The sequence below is a fragment of the Bartonella tamiae Th239 genome (assembly GCF_000278275.1).
Classification (GTDB): domain Bacteria; phylum Pseudomonadota; class Alphaproteobacteria; order Rhizobiales; family Rhizobiaceae; genus Bartonella; species Bartonella tamiae.
Map to the genome: position 1 here is coordinate 1,992,673 of NZ_JH725147.1, position 18,734 is coordinate 2,011,406.

Here is an 18,734-nt window from a genome sequence, read left to right on the forward strand (position 1 = left end):
ATCAAGCTTATAAAATTCCTGTTGGCAAATGGGCAGATCATGCAGTTGAATGGCTTATTGATCACGCAAGCATTTTTTTTGATACAATCAGGCTTGGTTTAGATGAAGTTTTAAAAATAACCCTCACCTTACTTTTATGGCCAAATCCACTTATTCTTATCGCCATTTTATGTCTTTTGGCATGGATCATACAACGCAATTGGCGTATAGTCTTATTAACAAGTCTTGGTTTTTTATTTGTTATCAATCAAGGCTATTGGATTGATACGATGGAAACGCTTACGCTGCTTCTTTGGTCGTGTATCTTATGTATGGGTATAGGTGTTCCCATCGGTGTCATGAGTGCACATCACCCTCGTCTTTACCGTTTCATACAACCTATACTCGATCTCATGCAAACTTTGCCCATATTTGTTTATCTCATACCTGCGATTATATTTTTCCGTATCGGTATGGTTCCGGGTTTAATTGCGACAGTCGTTTTCGTTCTTCCTGCCCCCATCCGCCTTTCACAACAAGGTATTGCCTCAACGCCATATTCATTGATTGAAGCAGGAAAAGCATTTGGTGCCAATCGACGTCAAATCTTATGGAAAATCGAATTTCCGCACGCTATGCCGCAAATTCGTGCAGGCATGACTCAAACAATCATGTTGTCGCTTTCTATGGTTGTCATTGCAGCAACTGTTGGAGGCAATGGGCTAGGTGTCAAAGTTTACCGTGCTTTGCAACAACATGATGCAGCAATGGGTTTTGAGGCGGGCTGTGTGATTGTTGTTGTCGCAATCGTTCTTGATCGCTTATTTAGACCAGGAAAGGCGCATTAGATGGCACATATCGTACTTGATGATATAAGTGTATTTTTTGGTAAAAGACAAAAAGAGGCTATTCTTTTAGCCAATGAAGGGGCATCAAGAGCTGACATTAAAGAACGCACCGATACTGTTTTGGGTATTCATCAATGCAATTTAACGGTCGATGAGGGTGAAACACTTGTTCTTATGGGGTTGTCAGGTTCTGGAAAGTCAACTTTATTGCGCACAATTAATCGTCTCATCAAAACTATTCAGGGTCAAATTGTCATTGGAGAAAACGGTCATGACATTGATGTAACAAACGCCACCCCTGACGCGTTACGATTTTTAAGAACACGCCTTGTCTCTATGGTTTTTCAACAATTTGCTTTATTGCCATGGCGTAGTGTTTTCGATAATATTGCTTTTGGCTTAGAAATATCAGGTTTGCCCAAAAGAGATCACCAAAAAGTGGTAGAAGATCAAATAGATATTGTTGGCCTTGGAGACTGGGCATACCGCCCTGTTGGCGAACTTTCCGGTGGCATGCAGCAGCGTGTGGGATTAGCACGCGCCTTTGCTACAGGTGCGCCAATATTATTAATGGACGAACCTTTTTCAGCGCTTGATCCTCTTATTCGCAATCACCTTCAAAACGAAATGCTTAATTTACAGCAAAGATTGAACAAAACACTTGTCTTTGTCAGTCATGATCTGGATGAAGCGCTTAAAATGGGCAATCGTATTGCGATTATGGATGATGGACGAATATTGCAATGTGCAGCTCCTCAAGAGATCGTCACATCACCTGCAAATGAATATGTGGCTAATTTTGTTCGTCATATCAATCCGCTTAACTTTTTGACAGCACGCCATATTATGCGTCCTCTTAATGCACAAAATGCAAAAGAACATGTTGTAGGAATGGCGAAACCTGACACAAGTTTGCGTGATCTTATTCGTTTTTGTGATCGAAAGGATGCCTCCATTGGCATTGGGGAAAATGGACGCGTGATTGGGGTTGTGCATCAAAGTGATATCATTCATCATTTAGCAGAACATCAAAAACGATAATGGATGAGATCTAATGTCCCTCAATCTTGTGGCAATAAATGACGTGCATGATCTGCGTTTAGCTCCTTATCGCAGTATAAAAGAAAAAGATCTTATCGGTCGCCAAAATCAATTCATTGCTGAAGGTAAGGTTGTTTTAAACGTCTTAATGGAATCACAACGATTTGCGCTTCAATCCATGTTGATTGTTGAATCAAAACTTAAAACATTAAAACCGCTCCTTGAGCACTATAAACCCAAATGCCCTATTTATTTTGTACCACAAAATGTCATGGATCATGTCGCAGGTTTTCATGTCCATCGTGGTATTCTTGGCTTAGGAGAGAAAATTCTAGCAACCAATCTTTCCGATTTTTTGCAGAAAGTGACACAAAATGCTCTTCTTATTGTCTTATGTGGAATATCAAATCACGATAATATGGGTGCTATTTTTCGCAATGCAGCTGCCTTTGGGGCCAATGGTATTATCATTGATAAAACAAGTTGTGACCCACTTTATCGTAAAGCCATACGTGTCTCTGTTGGTGCAGCCCTTAAAGTTCCATATACACAGGGTGAAGATATCGAAACAATCGTTTCAGAACTCAAACGCCTCAATTTCGAAATTTACGCACTGTCTCCTTCCGCTTCAACGTCTTTAAACAGTATCAATTCAATTCAAAATAAAGCATTAATTTTGGGAACAGAAGGCGATGGACTTCCACAATCTCTGCTCGCAAAAGTCAATACACTTTCGATCTTAATGGTCAAAGATTTTGATAGCCTCAATGTTGCCACAGCAACTGGTATAGCACTTTCTCATTTCTTTAATCTTAAAGCTGAGCGATAAAATACATATCATCGCAAAATCAAAACAAGATTTTAAAAGCGTATTTATACGCACTTTAAAAAAAAATGATTATTTTGTGCGCTATCCTGATTGCATCTCATAAATAATGAAGCAAAATTAAATATCAAAACAATATTTACTTTTAGCACTTAAGCCGCAGTTTCAGTTTTAAGTTTTTGCATCAATTGTTTTAATTGTGTTTCAGCTTCAACCGAACGTTCAGAACGGGCAATAAAACCACCGCCTAGAACGCGTGCGTCATCATCTTCATGATCATAGAAAACGCAAGCCTGACCAGGGGCCACACCACTTTCACCTTTTATAAGTTCTACTGAAAATGTTTCATTTTCATACCGCAAAAGAGCTGGGCGCGGTGGTCGTGTTGAGCGGATTTTCGCAGCAACTTTTATCCCTTCCTGAGGGAAGTTACCCAAGATGTCATCACCCAGCCAATTCGCATCACGCAAAATTAATTTATAGGTTTCTAATGCTTCTTTCGGTCCAACAATCACACGCGCATTTTCAGCATCAAGATGGATAACATAAAGTGCTTCACCAGTGGCGATGCCGATACCACGTCTTTGACCAATAGTATAATTCACGATACCACTATGATCACCTAAGATACGACCATCAATGTGAACAATAACACCGGGATTTGCAGCTTCTGGACGAAGCTTCGCAATCACATCAGAATATTTTCCTTGCGGTACAAAACAAATATCTTGACTGTCATGTTTATCGGCCACAACAAGACCCATTTCAGCAGCAATTTCGCGCACCCGAGGTTTTGGCATTGATCCAAGCGGAAAACGTAAATAATCAATCTGCTCTTGTGTTGTCGCAAAAAGAAAATAACTTTGATCTCTTTCGGCATCAATTGGACGGTACATAGCACGATGAGCTCCATTGGCACGCGAACGAATATAATGACCCGTTGCTAAAGCATCTGCACCTAATTCTTTCGCAGTTGCCAATAAATCAGCAAATTTTACAGTCTGGTTGCATGCCACACAAGGAATTGGTGTTTCCCCATGAACATAACTTTCAGCAAATGGATTGATAACAGCTTCACGAAAACGCTTTTCATAATCCAAAACATAATGAGGTATGTCTAAAGTTTCACAAACACGTCTCGCATCTTCAATATCTTGTCCAGCACAACATGAACCAACACGATGAGCGGCTTGCCCATGGTCATAAAGCTGCAAGGTTACACCAACAACATTGTATCCTTCGTTTTTTAAAAGCCCTGCAACGACTGACGAATCAACCCCTCCAGACATGGCAACAACCACACGCGTATCTTCAGGCGCATTGGGAAGATCTAAACTGTTGAGAGACATGTATTTACCTTTTAATTGAATAGTATCGTTATGAAAACTTCATCATCAAGTTATATATCGATGTTTTATAGACTTAACGCAACCCGATTTGTAAATCGATTGAAGGTTTATATAAGCGTCTTAAAACCAAAAAAATAATAGACTGAGGAGATAATTTAAAAAAAAATACAAAAAAAATAAAGTAGTCTTTTTTATTCAACTTAAAAAAAATACCAAAAAAAATCATATCTCATTGTATTAATTATATTATTTTATATTTTAAATAATCATTGAAAAAAAAAGAGTTAAATTTTCCTTTCCAGCTTTTTAGGTCTTTTTTAAAGCTCAGCGGATATGGTCACATTGGGTCCTTGAAAAAGAGTAGAGAGTACAATGACCGATTTGGTAAGACCACGAGTAAAATATGTTATTGGCCCTGATGGCAGTCCGCTGACGATCACTGATCTTCCGCCGACCACCACAAGGCGCTGGGTAATCCGCCGCAAGGCGGAAGTTGTTGCTGCTGTAAGAGGTGGCTTGTTAAGCCTTGATGAAGCTTGTCAACGTTATGCATTAACGGTTGAAGAGTTTTTATCATGGCAATGTTCAATTGATGAACATGGGCTTGCAGGTTTACGCACAACACGTATCCAACAATATCGTCATTAATTGGAACAGAAATTTTAAAACAACAAATGCTCACTGTAACTTTTAACAATGAAACCGCATAGATAAAATGGAATGGAAACATTCAGATATCAAAATTTTATCCGTATATTTTAAGATTTCTCTTTCAATACAATTTAATTTAATAATAAAAAATGGTCGGATTTCCGACCATTTTTTATAAATATGCATGAATCATTTTATATTTACGAAGTGATAAACAACACACTGACATCATTAAAAGACGGCATAAAAACACTTATCACTTATCCACGATAAGTGGAACACATTGCACACGACGTTTAAAGCTATAAATCTATAATTTCAGACGTTTTCGATCAGGATATATAGAGTTAATAAACTCAAATGACTCTCTTACAATATTTTTTGCCAAATGAAGCTCATGCCCACTTCATTTGAATGAAATGGAACAATAAATAGCTAAAAAGACAAAGAAGACAGTATAAAGAGAACGATATATTTTCTTTTTAGCTTTTTGACAAAAAAAATTGAAGCGGTTTTTGTATCCTTTGGATATGGGAAATTTTATCGGTAACTTTGTCAAGCTGCCTTGAAAATATCCATATCCCCTGCGGCTTCATTCTTCGTTGTAAAAAAATTCATACCATATTGATAAAATGAAGTGGTCGTGAGCCTCATGGGCAAAATTAAAAATTGCGCTTATTATTTAGCCAATCATTGAACGACGTTGAACAAATACAATTTCATCGTCAGCCAAAATTTTTCCATCACGCTCTTCAAGTGCCTGAGCACGTTTCAATTCTTCTTGTGCATCATGCAAAGCCACTTCAGCATTTGTTTTTTGTATTTGAAGATCTTGTAATGAATTTATTAAATTTTCTCGTCTTAAACGAGCCGCGCGTGCAAAAGTAGGGTAAGCAAAATGATGAACATCTGTATATCCTGATTTGCGTTCTTCATTTAGAATTTGTGTTTCAAGTTCATTTGCCATACGCTCAAACTCGGTCATCATCACATCAAGTTGAGAAATTTGACGGCGCTTTTCACGCACTTGAAACATTTTTAATCGAACAACACTTTCACGCGGCTTCATACGCATTACTCCCTACTCCGCAACTCTATCAGTCACGCCATCACATTATTTATAAAGACCAAAAGTTAAAACTTTATCTAAGATGAGGTCATCTTCATTTTTATTCCAAAGAAACACGATCGAAAAAAAAAATTTTTGATATGACTTTGGTAACACTTTATTTACGGTCTTCACACACTATAGATTAAGAGACTTAAAGCTCGGTAAACAAAACAGCATTTCGATTATAAATTTCACGAGTCAGAAGAGTCAGTTACGATGGTTTCTTAAAGAAATTATTAAGCATAAAAATTAACTATTTATCTGCTTGAATCAATACTATACGCATATTTCTTCATAAAATTTTATTAATAGCTTGCCAAGAAGAATCATAATTTGTTAACCATTTTCCTGCAAAATATAAAAACAGGCAACAATAGTTCTGCGTGCTGCCATATCATAAATCTTCGCTAGCTTATAAAGCGCTGATTTTGTGGTGTTTTTAAATCAACCTAGCAGCCGATATGACGGTTGTTTAAATGGACCATTGTCAAGTCTGATTCGGCTGACAGAAAGGGGATATTCGAATGCGTATATTATTGATTGAAGACGATCGTGCAACAGCAACAAGCATTGAGCTGATGTTGAAGACTGAAAGTTTTAACGTTTATACAACCGACCTGGGCGAAGAAGGTGTCGACCTCGGTAAGCTTTATGATTATGATATTATTTTACTAGATCTTAATTTACCTGATATGTCTGGCTATGAAGTTTTACGCACCTTGCGTTTAGCAAAAATTAAAACGCCAATTCTTATTCTTTCTGGAATGGGTGGTATTGAAGACAAAGTACGCGGGCTTGGATTTGGTGCTGACGATTATATGACAAAACCTTTCCATAAAGACGAACTTATTGCGCGTATTCACGCTATTATCCGTCGATCAAAAGGTCATGCACAATCGGTGATAACAACAGGTGATTTGCTTGTTAATCTCGATGCAAAAACTGTTGAAATTGCAGGATTGCCTGTTCATTTAACAGGTAAAGAATATCAAATGCTTGAATTATTATCACTTCGAAAAGGCACAACATTAACGAAAGAAATGTTTTTGAACCATCTTTATGGCGGCATGGATGAACCTGAATTAAAAATTATAGATGTGTTCATCTGTAAATTACGCAAAAAGCTTGATGCTATATCAGGGGGCATCAACTATATTGAAACTGTTTGGGGCCGTGGTTACGTTTTACGCGATCCGATAACACAAACATTGCGTGAATCTGCATAAGTTTAATTGATAATTATAGATCAATTTAAAGCTCAGTATTTTTAATGCTGAGCTTTTTCTTTATAGATGATCATTAAGGAAATATTGATTATTTATAGAATGCTGTATTTGAATGGATAGTGTTTTATTAAAACATCAATAATTTATGGAAAAATTTATATCTTTTAAAGTCGTACACACTGTCATTAAAGCTCAGCTACACAAAAGGTAAAATTTTTAAATTCGCCGACTCTCAATCAACGTCTAAACACTTAAAATTAACAATCAAAAATCCAGATTTTTTTTACGATTGGGCTGTAAATACAATATAATCAGATTGACTATCGATTGAAAGTGACATTTTGCTCAGTTCAGCCATAAGTAATGTAAAATAGGGTTGAATGGCATGAGCATCAATTGGTTCATCAGGGATTTTGCCTTCATAAAGTTCTAAAAATTTAGATGGAATACGTAAAACTTTTCCCTCTACTTTTATGACAAAAAGGCGACCACTTTCTATCTCATTAATTTTTTTATTTTCAATAGAGACAGAGAGATTTCCACCTCTTGGAATCGTTGCATTGGCAATGAGCAAAAGATTGAGTAAAAATTTAATTTCATTTTTAGGCATAAGAAGCCTTGGTGCATGCCAATCTAAATGTGCTTTTTCATTTTTCATATAATCTTTGGCAACCTGTTCTGCATCGCCTGTATCTATTTCGCTTCCTGCAGAACCTGCAGCACCAAATGCGATACGGGCAAATTGCAAACGTGCAGATGCATTGGCAGCCGATAATCGAATCAAATCAAGAGCAGCTTCTTCCGCTCCACCTTCATCGTAAAGTTCCATCCCATTATTGATGGCCCCAACAGGTGAAACCAAATCGTGGCAAATACGGCTGCATAACAATGCCGCCAAATCAGCAGGGCTTAAAGAAAGTGCAAGCGTCATTATTTTATAACTCCATAGTTTTTATCCTTCTATCTGGCAGGTAACTTCTTAAGATTCCATGCACAAATATGAAAGAAGTTTCATTTGCTTGAATAATTTTTAAACTTTAAGGATTTAAATAACTTTAGCGAATATTATCGCTAAGAATCAAAGCTTATGATTGAATAAGTTTTTTATTGACTATTTTAAATAAGGGGAAACCCATGTTACGTTCTCAACTCTGCAAAAAGCTTCATCTTTCATTGATTATTTTGACATTTCTGTTTGTTCAAACAGGTCAAAGTCATGCGCAAATGGTGCAGCAACATCAAGATTCACGCTATTCCTCACAAGAAATTGTTGATTCAGGCCATCGTTTTTTTGGTGATGCGGCTGGCGGCATCGCAACAGCTGTTGAAAATATTTTTTCAAAATATGGACTACCTAACGGTTATATTCTGGGTGAAGAAGGTTCAGGCGCATTTATTGGCGGCTTAACTTATGGGGAAGGCCAACTTTATACAAAAAATGCAGGCGATTACAAAGTCTTCTGGCAAGGACCATCTGTTGGATGGGATTTTGGTGGACAAGGATCGCGTTTAATGATTTTGGTTTACGATCTTGATTATATCAATAATCTCTGGGGTCGTTACGGTGGTATTTCTGGATCAGCCTATTTTGTAGCAGGTGTTGGTTTTCACGTACTTAAACGCCAAAATGTTCTTTTAGTCCCCATTCGCACAGGTGTCGGTGCAAGACTTGGTATCAATATTGGTTATTTAAAACTCACACCAACTGCAACTTGGAATCCATTTTAAATTATCCACGATAAGCGCGGTGCAAACAATGCTTATACAATCGGTATTATTTTTTATTTTAGGAATAAGCGTTATCTCTTTAATACTGATATTGCTTGCACCAGTTATGTGGCGCCGTGCAGTTTTTATAGCGCGCAAAAATTTGCAATCTGAGCTGCCCCTGTCATTTGAAGATATTGAACATGACATCAATGCTTTACGTGTCTATCACGCAAAAGAAATAGCGCGTGTTCAAAAAAATTACGATAGTCTTTTAGAAAGCTATACTGCACAAAAAATCGCATATGACGAAGCAAAAGAGCAAATATATATTTATCGTGATAAAAAATATCAAAATGATCTTTTAGAAGATGCGCGCATAGAGGCAGAGGAAGTCGATCTGATCACAAAGCTTGATCCACATCAGCAGACTGTAGATGAGGATATACAAAAACCGACGGAAAAGTATAAAATGCCTAAAAAAAAACGCAATAAGATCAAAAATTTACAAAATCTGATTGAACGTATTCAGGCGCTGGAAAATCATCTACAAAAATATTCAAAAAAGGACAAGGTGATTTATCCCGATGCAGATGATCTCGCAAAAATAAGGCAGGAAATGGTTGATGTTACTGCTTTGATGACTGCACAAACGGCATTGAATGAAGGATGCTCTTCACCTATTTATACTCTTGTTAAACAAGTAAAAGATCAAGAGAGTTTAGCCGCATATATCAATCATTATCTTTCAACGGCAAACACAACGCCATCTGAAGGTCTTCTATTATCATCGAGTAAAATAGACAAAAAACTCTAAGATGAGACACAAAAACTGTGAATCATGACAAAACAAACAAGACCGTTGGTTCACAGATACTAGTCAAGATAACACTCTTACGTATAAGATAATAGTTGTTTGAAATGATAAAAACATTGCCTCATCATTCATAAACAGATTGAATTTTTTTCTTACGTATAAGGATCTGCTTTTTTGCTTGAAAAACTTTTTCACTTAAAAGAAAACAAAACACGCATCGGCATTGAGATCGCCTCAGGCTTCACAACTTTTCTGACTATGTCTTATATATTAGCAGTTAATCCGCAAATTTTAGGCGATGCAGGAATGGATAAGGGAGCTGTGTTTGTTGCCACATGTATCGCTGCAGCACTCGGTTCTATCATTATGGCACTTGTTGCCAATTGGCCTGTAGGCATGGCACCCGGCATGGGTTTGAATGCCTTTTTTGCCTATTCAGTGGTCCTCAATATGGGATATAATTGGCAACAAGCCTTAGGTGCTGTTTTTATTTCGGGTATTATTTTCTTTATTTTAACAGCAACAGGCATTAGACGGTGGCTGATCGAAGGTGTACCGCAATCTCTGCGCAGTGCAATTGCTGCAGGTATAGGTATGTTTTTAGCCATTGTTGCCTTTCAAAATGCTGGTATTGTTGTCAAAAATGACGCAACGCTCATCGGCTTAGGGGATGTTACCCAAACAGCACCCATGATGGCTGCACTTGGACTTATGATTATTATTGCCTTGGATAAGTTTAATATTCGTGGTGCTATTTTAATTGGGATTTTTGTCATCACACTTTTATCCTTTTTCTTAACAGAAGAAGGTGCGCGTAATTTTCAAACATTATGGAATACGGGTGGGATTTCAATGCCCCCTTCAATTGCACCTACTTTTTTACAACTTGATATTATGGGGATTTTAAATATTGGAATTATCCATATATTATTGGTTTTTGTTCTGGTTGAAGTATTTGATGCGACTGGCACTCTTATTGGTGTTGGAAAGCGTGCTGGTCTTTTAAGAAACGATAAGCCCAATAATCTAGGAAAAGCACTTTTTGCAGATAGTACAGCTATTCTTGCCGGCTCACTTGTTGGCACAAGTTCAACAACGGCCTATGTGGAAAGTGCATCAGGTGTGGCTGCAGGCGGGCGAACTGGTCTTACCGCCTTAACAGTTGCGGCTTTATTTTTGTTAGCATTATTTTTTGCACCTATTGCATTATCTATTCCAGCTTACGCTACAGCACCAGCGCTCATTTTTGTTGCCTGTTTGATGATGCGTGAATTTACCGAAATTAACTGGTCAAATCTTGTAGAAGCGACCCCAGCTGCTTTAACAGCTCTTCTTATGCCTCTAACATATTCTATCGCAAACGGATTAGCATTTGGCTTTATCAGTTATGCTTTTCTTAAAACTGTTACGGGGCACTGGCGTGAAGTCCATCCAGCTACATGGATTATTGCTTTATTATTTATTTTACGCTTTATAATGGAGGCTGGTATTTTGTAAAATTATAAATTGTAATTATAGTATAGAAAAACACCACTCGTAGAACACAAGTTTAAAATGCAGAAACGCTTAAGTTTAAGTTAGTTATCATTAAAGGATAAAACCTTTTTTCTGATAAATTGTGTTTTTATCTAAAATTAAAAACGACTTTTAAATGATTTATTGTGCGCAATCACAGAAATAAACAATAAATAAAAGATCGGCTTTACCCGACCTTTCATAATCATTATAAAAATTTTATCTTATCTTAAGAAAACAAACAATGCGTTTGCTCTTTACGCCTGTTTCAACATCCCTGCATCATGTATGATAAAACTGTCTAATTGTATGAATAATTTTTTCCTGGTCACTTTGTGCAAGATAGGGATGCATGGGAAGACTTAATACATGATCGGCAGCTCTCTCAGAAACAGATAAACCACCGGGGCATTGAGGATAATGCTTATACGCAATTTGTTGATGCAGTGATTTAACATAATAAATCATGGTTGGAATACCTGCATTATTAAGATGCGCTTTCAAACCATTACGATCTTCAACTTCAATTGTATATTGAGCAAAAGCTGAGCGAAGATTTGGTGCAATTTCCGGTACTTTTACGACGTCTTTTAAACCATCAAAATAACGTTTACCAATCAACGCTCTTTTTTCCATCTCATCTTCAAGAATCGTCAGCTTTTCAAGTAAAATAGCAGCTTGTATCGTATCAAGCCTTGAATTTAGTCCAACATAGATATTGTCATATTGCGTCTCACCTTTACCGTGAAAAAGAATTGACCTTAGTTTTTCTGCCAAAGCATCATCATCTGTAAACATGGCACCGCCATCTCCATAACAACCTAAGGGTTTTGCAGGATAAAAGCTTGTCGATGCCACATCTCCAAAAGCGCCGCACATAGTATTATCGCGTTTACCACCAATAGATTGTGCTGCATCTTCAATGATAAAAAGATTCTCACGAGAAGCAATTGCTGAAATTTCTTGATAATCAGCCGCAAGTCCAAAAAGATCAACAGGAATGATAGCACGTGGAGTTAAGCGTCCCTCTTTCTTAATCATATCGATCGCTTCTGCAAGTCTTTGCGAATCAATATTATAAGTATCCTTATCAATATCAACGAATACAGGCTCTGCACCGACTAAAGCAACAACTTCAGCAGTGGCTGCAAAAGTAAAACTGGGACAAAATACTGCATCACCGGGTCCGATATTTTTGGCCATTAAGGGCATCATTAAAGCATCTGTACCATTCGCACAGGCAATAACATGTTTAACACCGATATAATCGGCAAGACGCGCTTCCAGTTCACCGACTTCAGGACCTAGAATAAATTTTCCACTTTCGATGACATGGGCTATTGCTGTATTGATTTTATCTTCAATACGAGCACGTTGTGCTGCAAGATCAATAAATTGCATATTATCTCCATCATTTTAAATGATAAAACCGCCACCTTAAAGACGAATCATATCAAATTATTTATAAATTATACTGCCATGACTAACGAAAAGATAATCAAAGTTATATGATCTTTGTTATAGGTTTTGAAGTTTATGTAGGAATAGAGTGATCAACACTACCTGCCGTTAGAATGCGCAGCACTGCAATCGCTTCAGCACCATTAGTGCGCGGTTCTTCACGTGTTTCAATACAATGTAAAAAATGTTGTAATTCTCGTGTAAGCGGCATCCCCTCTTCAACAGGGATATATTCAGGTTCGTCGGCAGTAAAAGCCCACTGATTATTATCTTGCCATACATCAAATCGGTAAATTGCCAATTTGCGAATCCAAGGTTCAACATCATCAAAAACAGCCATTGCCTTAGTACCAACAACAGTTAACCGACGCTCACGATAAGGGTTTAATCGAGAAGCAAACAAATGGCTGCGCAAACCATTAGGAAAAGTCATATGGACATGGGCAAAATCTGAAAGCTGATCAATAATGGCAGCCCCCTCACCTCGAATGTTAGATGGCTCGCACCCTGTCAATGCAAGAATCATTGAAAGATCATGGGGTGCCAAGTCCCATAAGGCATCACTTTCAGTATGAAATTTTCCAAGTCCCAAACGATGAGAATGAATATAACGCACCTCGCCAAGTTCACCACGATGAACAAGATCCAACATTTTTTCAAAAGCCGGATGAAAGCGTAAAACATGACCTACCATAAAAATACGCTTATTTTCATGGGCAATTTTTACCTCATGTTCTGCATCCGCAACGTTTAATGCAATGGGTTTTTCAACCAGAACATCTTTACCGTTTTCAACCGCACGAATAGCATTTTCTGCGTGAAACTGTGGAGGCAGAGCTAAAACCAATGCATCAATATCAGTGCGTTTGAACACTTCATCGACTGGTATTGCCTCAACATCATGTTCTGCAGCAAATCCCTCTGCTCGATGTGGATTTGCATCAGCAACAGCTTTTAATACACCTAAATTTTTTAACGTACGAATATGATTACTTCCCCAATAACCACATCCTAAAACTGCTACGCTTGGCGCCATTATCTATGCCTTATCTTGATTGCTCTATCAAAAAGCAATATCTTATCTGTTCAATAACGTTGATAAGTGCGAATGACAAGAGAAAAGCTTAAATTCGATGCTTGACATAATGTCACTCAACGCCTTATATCCGCGCCACGGTTATTTTTTATAATTGACCACATCCTGGCGGAGTAGCTCAGTAGGTTAGAGCAGAGGAATCATAATCCTTGTGTCGGGGGTTCGAATCCCTCCTCCGCTACCATATTTCTTAATTTCATCTTTTTTTATGAAATAATTATTTGTGAAATAGTGGTGAAACGATACAAAATTTTTAAATAAGCGCAGCGCTTTGCCTTCAAATCTAATAATGACGACCTTTGTCTTTTTATAAACGATGCTTTCATCTTTTCTTTTGCGACGCGCAAATCAAACAATGAAACTGTTTTTTTAACGCCTTTCGCCATAAATAAAAACCCCGAAAAACGGGGTTTTTAATCTCTTAAATAAAGATATCTTTATTCTAATTGCTATGTGCTGGCTTATCAGAGGTGGAATGTGACGTCTTCTTTTTCTTTTGATCATCATTTGATGATTGGTCAGCACTACGGTTTGTACCGCCGCCAAACACCCGATAAAACATCGGAACAAAAAACATCGCAATACAAGTTGCAGCCAACATACCACCAATAACTCCTGTACCGATAGAATGACGACTTGCAGAACCTGCACCCGTTGATATTGCCATAGGAACAACACCAAGAATAAATGCGAGAGACGTCATAACAATCGGACGGAAACGCATCCGGGCTGCCGATATAGCCGCATCGATAACAGATTGTCCCCTTTCACGTTCAAGAACCGCAAACTCGACAATCAAAATTGCATTTTTCGCCGCCAAACCAATCAGAGTCACAAGACCAATTTGGAAATAGACGTCATTGGTTAACCCACGCAGATAGGTAAAGGTCAAGGCGCCCAATATTCCAAAAGGAACAGCAGTCACAACAGCAAGTGGCAATGTCCATTTTTCATATTGTGCGGCCAAGATTAAGAATACCATGATTATACCAAAAATCATCGCTTGTGCCCCAGCACCGCTTGTTGCAACTTCTTGATACGCCGATCCAGTCCACTCAATTTGATAAGTATTAGGCAAAATATCATTTGCAATAGCAGTCATGGCAGAAATCGCTTGACCAGATGTAAAACCGTCTGCGGGATTACCCATAATTTTGGTTGCATAAAAAGCATTAAATCTTTCAAGCTGATCTGAACTTGTTATTCTTTCAGTTGTTACAAGCGTATTAAGTGGAATCATATCCCCTGAATTAGAACGAACAAAAACCTGCTTAATATCTTCAGCACTTTTGCGGAACTCACCGTCGGATTGAATCTTAACCTGATAGTTACGACCATAAAGTGTAAAATCATTGATATAAACATTACCAAATGTTGCCGATAAGGCATCATAAATGGTATTGATCGGAACATCCATCGCTCGCGCTTTGACACGATCAACTTCAAAATTATAGGTAGGAACATTTGGATCAAATGTCGTCCGAACAGCTGATAATTCTGGACGTTGATTGGCAGCATTAACCAATTTCATAGTCATCGCATAAAGATCTTCAATCGAACCGCCGCTACGGTCTTGAAGATACATTTCAAATCCACCAGTCGTCGATAATCCGTTAATTGGTGGTGGATTGAAAGCGATTGTCACACCATCTTTAATGCTTGACGTCATACCAGAAACTCTAGGCGCAAAATTACGGGCATCATCTTTAGGATCCGTCCGCTCTTTCCAATCTTTAAACATAACAAACAGTGCACCAGAACTGGTTTTCAAACCGCCTGAAAGCATATCAAATCCAGAAATTTCTGCTACATCTAAAACTGCAGAGTTATCGTGTAAAATGTTTGATGCTTGTTCTACGACAGCTGCAGTACGTTCAAGTGATGAAGCTGATGGTAGTATAGAAACTGCAAGAATGTAGCCCTGATCTTCATCTGGAACAAGTGAACCTGGCACTTTTTCAAACATAACAAATGTTGCAACACAAACTAATACAAAAACAAGAATGCCTGCCCAAATTTTATGAACAAAAAAAGTAACGCCACCTACATACCAATTCGTTATTTTTTCAAAAAAACTATTAAAAATACGAAATGGTTTCATTGGTTCTTTATGCGAAGGTTTCAATAAAATTGCACAAAGTGCCGGTGTTAATGTTAACGCGACAACCCCAGAAATAACAACAGACATAGCGATCGTGATCGCAAATTGTTGATACATGACGCCAGCCATACCGCCCATAAAGGAAACAGGAATAAACACAGCACAAAGCACCAAAACAATTGCAATAACTGGTGCGGTCACCTCACTCATTGACTTTACAGCAGCATCATGGGGAGACAATTTTTCTTCATCCATAACACGTTCGACATTTTCCAGAACAACGATAGCATCATCGACGACAATACCAATGGCCAAGACAAGACCAAACAGTGTTAACATATTTATAGAAAAACCGAGAATATACATACCAGCAAAAGTTCCGATAATGGAAATAGGCACGGCAATAATTGGAATAAGTGTTGCTCGCCAATTTTGTAGGAAAATAAAGACAACAACAATCACCAGTATAATCGCTTCAATAAATGTATGAACAACCTCTTCTACAGACACTTTAATAAATTTAGTTGTGTCGTAAGGTACAGAATATTCAATACCTGAAGGAAAGGATTGGCTGAGCTCCTGCATACGTTGTTCAACTGATTCCATAACCGCAAGAGCATTGGCCCCTGGCTGAAGAAAGATAAGGATCGGAACCATTGGGTTTCCATTGAGTTTTGACTCAACAAAATATTGTTGCGTACCAAGTGTAATACGTGCGACATCTCGCAAACGTAAAGCTGCACCTGTATCATCAGAACGCAAAATGATATTGCCAAACTCTTCTGTTGTCACCAAGCGCCCTTGAGTGGTCGCAGAATAGGTAAACGCGCCGTCAATATCTGGTTTTTCACCAATACGCCCAACTGGATATTGGGCATTTTGTTCACTCACAGCCGAAATAACATCAGTAGGCGTTAAATTATATTGAGCAAGCTTATCAGGACGCAACCAAATACGCATAGAATAATCAACATTACCCAAAACTTGGGCATCACCAACACCCGGGAGACGTTTAAGATCATCAATCACATTAAGCAATGCATAGTTACCAACATACGTTTGATCATATGCACTGGAGGTAGATTGCATTGCAACCATACCAAGAATATTTGATGAACGTTTATCAGCCACAACACCTAAGCGCTGAACTTCCTGTGGCAAAGTTGTTAAAGCTCGCTGAACCCGATTATTGACATTAATCGTAGCCTGATCAGGATCTGTTCCCAATGCAAATGTTACGGTAAGTTGCAATGTACCAGATGCATTACTGGTCGATTGCATGTAAAGCATATCTTCAACACCGTTGATCTGTTGTTCAAGCGGTACAGCCACAGTTTGTGCAACTGTTTCAGCACTAGCGCCAGGATATTGTGCTGTGACAACAACTTCTGGCGGAAGCAAATCGGGATATTGCGCGACAGGCAAGATACGAATACAAACAATCCCAGCCAACACGATCACAATAGAGATCACAGCCGAAAAAATCGGTCGATTAATAAAAAAGCTATAATTCATTGTGCAGATCCTGTTGAGTTGGATGCATCAGAAGCTTGTTGTTCAGGCTTATTTTTAGTTACCTGCACTTTCAAACTTTGACCAGGGGGCACACGTGCCAAACCTTGTTCAATATAAACTTGCCCTTCTGTTACAATTTCATCACCATCTCCAAGACCTTTCACAATTTGAGATTTATCATTGTCATCATATTGTGCAGAGGCAAGCAGCCATTCACCATTATGCAATTGGCGTACGACTTCAACAGGACGTTGTGAAACTTCCATCAAACGTGCCCCTTCTTCAATTTTCGATGCCGACAGTTTAGTATCATTCTCATTATGAGCTTCAGATTTTGGTTCTTTTAAAACATAAACAAACTGTCCATTGCTTGTCTGCATCAAAGCTTTTTCAGGAATTGTTATTGCATCTGCCAAGGTAATACCTGTAACTGTTACACGAACAAACATACCAGGAACCAAACGATGATTAGGATTTGAAATAATGGCGCGCGCACCAAGTGTTCCAGTTTGCTCATCAATTGTTGGTGATGTAAAATCAACTGTTCCCTGTTCTGGATAATCTACACCTTCGCCAAAACGAACAGTGACTTTCAAATTATCAATCTTCTCACCTCTTTTTTGCATCTGACTCATTAAATTACGAATTTGCTCGTATTCACCATCTGCAAAAGAAAAATTAACATATGTTGGATCAAGTTGAGTAATCGTTGTCAAAAGACTAGATGTTGTATCTGTACCAATGAGCGAACCTTCTGAAACAGCTTCTCTGCTGGTTAATCCACTGATAGGCGCAGCGACTTTAGTATATTCAAGATTTAATTCTGCTGCGCGAAGCTCTGCTTGAGCACGCATTAACGTTGCTTTATCTGCATCACGTTTTGCAAAAGCTTGATCACGTTGCGCAGTTGATTGCACACGCTGTATGACCAACTCTTCGGCACGATTTGCATCACGCACAGATTGATCATAATTGGCTTGTGCCTGAGCCACTTGGGCACGCGCTGATGCGACAGTGGCTTCATATTGGTCGGGATCAATTTCAAATAAAATATCCCCTTGTTTAACCTCAGAGCCTTCGACAAAATTACGATGCAATAAGATTCCACCAACACGCGCACGCACTTGTGTTTCGCGATAAGCAACGATGCGTGCCGCATATTCATAATTGATCGGAATTTCAGCCTTATGAATTACTTCTCCACTCACCTTAGATGGCGGCGTAGATTTAGATTCCTCTTTGCCACAAGCAACAAGAGCAAAAGACAATGCACCAATAACAAGTGCGGCTGAAAGTTTCTTTAATATCGTCATATGAAGTCAGACCTTGATTTTTTTCCGTGATTGGTAAAATATACATACACGAATGATTGTAAATAGGCAAAAGATTGTTAATCATTAAATATCAGTAATAATAAAGATTGTTAATCATTAAATATCAGTAATAATAAGGTATCACAACCGATAGAAAATTAAGAATAATGTTTTTCTG

At 38.2% G+C, this 18,734-nt stretch carries 15 protein-coding genes and 1 tRNA gene; 9 read left to right on the forward strand and 7 right to left on the reverse strand.

Annotation, left to right across the window (positions count from 1 at the left end; all coding sequences use genetic code 11):
• The first annotated feature begins 14 nt into the window (after positions 1-14).
• From choW to ME5_RS08995, 3 genes are read left to right on the forward strand one after another with little or no spacing between them, the layout of a single operon-like run.
• On the forward strand, positions 15-827 hold the full coding sequence (gene choW, locus ME5_RS10805; RefSeq protein WP_245256558.1) for a choline ABC transporter permease subunit: 813 nt from the start codon (positions 15-17) through the stop codon (positions 825-827).
• Positions 828-1,868: a quaternary amine ABC transporter ATP-binding protein gene (locus ME5_RS08990; protein WP_008040400.1), complete on the forward strand. Its 1,041-nt coding sequence runs from the start codon at positions 828-830 to the stop codon at positions 1,866-1,868.
• A gap of 13 nt (positions 1,869-1,881) precedes the next feature.
• The gene (locus ME5_RS08995; protein WP_008040403.1) at positions 1,882-2,697 is read left to right on the forward strand and encodes a TrmH family RNA methyltransferase; all 816 of its coding nucleotides are present in this window, start codon (positions 1,882-1,884) and stop codon (positions 2,695-2,697) included.
• Between the two features lie 149 nt (positions 2,698-2,846).
• Here the strand turns inward: ME5_RS08995 and mnmA are convergent, their stop codons facing one another.
• Positions 2,847-4,043, reverse strand: a complete 1,197-nt coding sequence (gene mnmA / locus ME5_RS09000; protein WP_008040405.1) for a tRNA 2-thiouridine(34) synthase MnmA — start codon at positions 4,041-4,043, stop codon at positions 2,847-2,849.
• A 372-nt stretch (positions 4,044-4,415) separates the two neighbouring features.
• On the opposite strand from mnmA, the gene sciP reads away from it, so the two are divergent.
• Complete coding sequence (sciP, locus tag ME5_RS09005) at positions 4,416-4,691, forward strand: CtrA inhibitor SciP (protein WP_008040406.1); 276 nt, start codon at positions 4,416-4,418, stop codon at positions 4,689-4,691.
• 685 nt (positions 4,692-5,376) lie between these two features.
• Here sciP and ME5_RS09010 read toward each other — a convergent pair.
• A complete protein-coding gene (locus tag ME5_RS09010) occupies positions 5,377-5,763 on the reverse strand; it encodes a flagellar export protein FliJ (protein WP_035000090.1) in 387 nt (128 codons plus the stop codon).
• A 566-nt stretch (positions 5,764-6,329) separates the two neighbouring features.
• Between ME5_RS09010 and ctrA the strand changes: the two genes are divergently transcribed.
• Positions 6,330-7,031, forward strand: coding sequence for a response regulator transcription factor CtrA (ctrA, locus tag ME5_RS09015; protein WP_008040410.1), 702 nt, complete (start codon positions 6,330-6,332; stop codon positions 7,029-7,031).
• A 283-nt stretch (positions 7,032-7,314) separates the two neighbouring features.
• Here ctrA and chpT read toward each other — a convergent pair whose 3' ends face one another.
• Positions 7,315-7,962 carry a histidine phosphotransferase ChpT gene (gene chpT, locus ME5_RS09020; protein ID WP_008040416.1) on the reverse strand — a complete coding sequence of 216 codons (648 nt, stop codon included), beginning with the start codon at positions 7,960-7,962 and terminating at the stop codon, positions 7,315-7,317.
• Between the two features lie 203 nt (positions 7,963-8,165).
• On the opposite strand from chpT, the gene ME5_RS09025 reads away from it, so the two are divergent.
• The 3 genes from ME5_RS09025 (at position 8,166) to ME5_RS09035 (ending at position 11,052) form a co-directional block, all read left to right on the forward strand.
• Complete coding sequence (locus ME5_RS09025; RefSeq protein ID WP_008040418.1) at positions 8,166-8,759, forward strand: DUF1134 domain-containing protein; 594 nt, start codon at positions 8,166-8,168, stop codon at positions 8,757-8,759.
• A 28-nt stretch (positions 8,760-8,787) separates the two neighbouring features.
• Positions 8,788-9,555 (forward strand): hypothetical protein, encoded by a 768-nt coding sequence (locus tag ME5_RS09030; protein ID WP_008040421.1) that lies wholly within the window; start codon positions 8,788-8,790, stop codon positions 9,553-9,555.
• Between the two features lie 174 nt (positions 9,556-9,729).
• On the forward strand, positions 9,730-11,052 hold the full coding sequence (locus ME5_RS09035; RefSeq protein WP_008040422.1) for an NCS2 family permease: 1,323 nt from the start codon (positions 9,730-9,732) through the stop codon (positions 11,050-11,052).
• Between the two features lie 300 nt (positions 11,053-11,352).
• Here the strand turns inward: ME5_RS09035 and ME5_RS09040 are convergent, their stop codons facing one another.
• On the reverse strand, positions 11,353-12,471 hold the full coding sequence (locus tag ME5_RS09040) for a DegT/DnrJ/EryC1/StrS family aminotransferase (RefSeq protein WP_008040423.1): 1,119 nt from the start codon (positions 12,469-12,471) through the stop codon (positions 11,353-11,355).
• 133 nt (positions 12,472-12,604) lie between these two features.
• Positions 12,605-13,567, reverse strand: a complete 963-nt coding sequence (locus ME5_RS09045) for a Gfo/Idh/MocA family protein (protein WP_008040424.1) — start codon at positions 13,565-13,567, stop codon at positions 12,605-12,607.
• Between the two features lie 167 nt (positions 13,568-13,734).
• Between ME5_RS09045 and ME5_RS09050 the strand changes: the two genes are divergently transcribed.
• Positions 13,735-13,811: transfer RNA gene (locus ME5_RS09050), tRNA-Met, on the forward strand.
• Positions 13,812-14,069: 258 nt separating this feature from the next.
• On the opposite strand, the gene ME5_RS09060 is transcribed toward ME5_RS09050, so the two are convergent.
• Together ME5_RS09060 and ME5_RS09065 are read right to left on the reverse strand one after the other, a co-directional pair.
• Positions 14,070-17,243, reverse strand: a complete 3,174-nt coding sequence (locus tag ME5_RS09060) for an efflux RND transporter permease subunit (protein ID WP_008040425.1) — start codon at positions 17,241-17,243, stop codon at positions 14,070-14,072.
• A complete protein-coding gene (locus tag ME5_RS09065; RefSeq protein ID WP_008040426.1) occupies positions 17,240-18,556 on the reverse strand; it encodes an efflux RND transporter periplasmic adaptor subunit in 1,317 nt (438 codons plus the stop codon). Before ME5_RS09065 ends, ME5_RS09060 begins: the two co-directional genes overlap by 4 nt.
• Between the last annotated feature and the right edge of the window lie 178 nt (positions 18,557-18,734).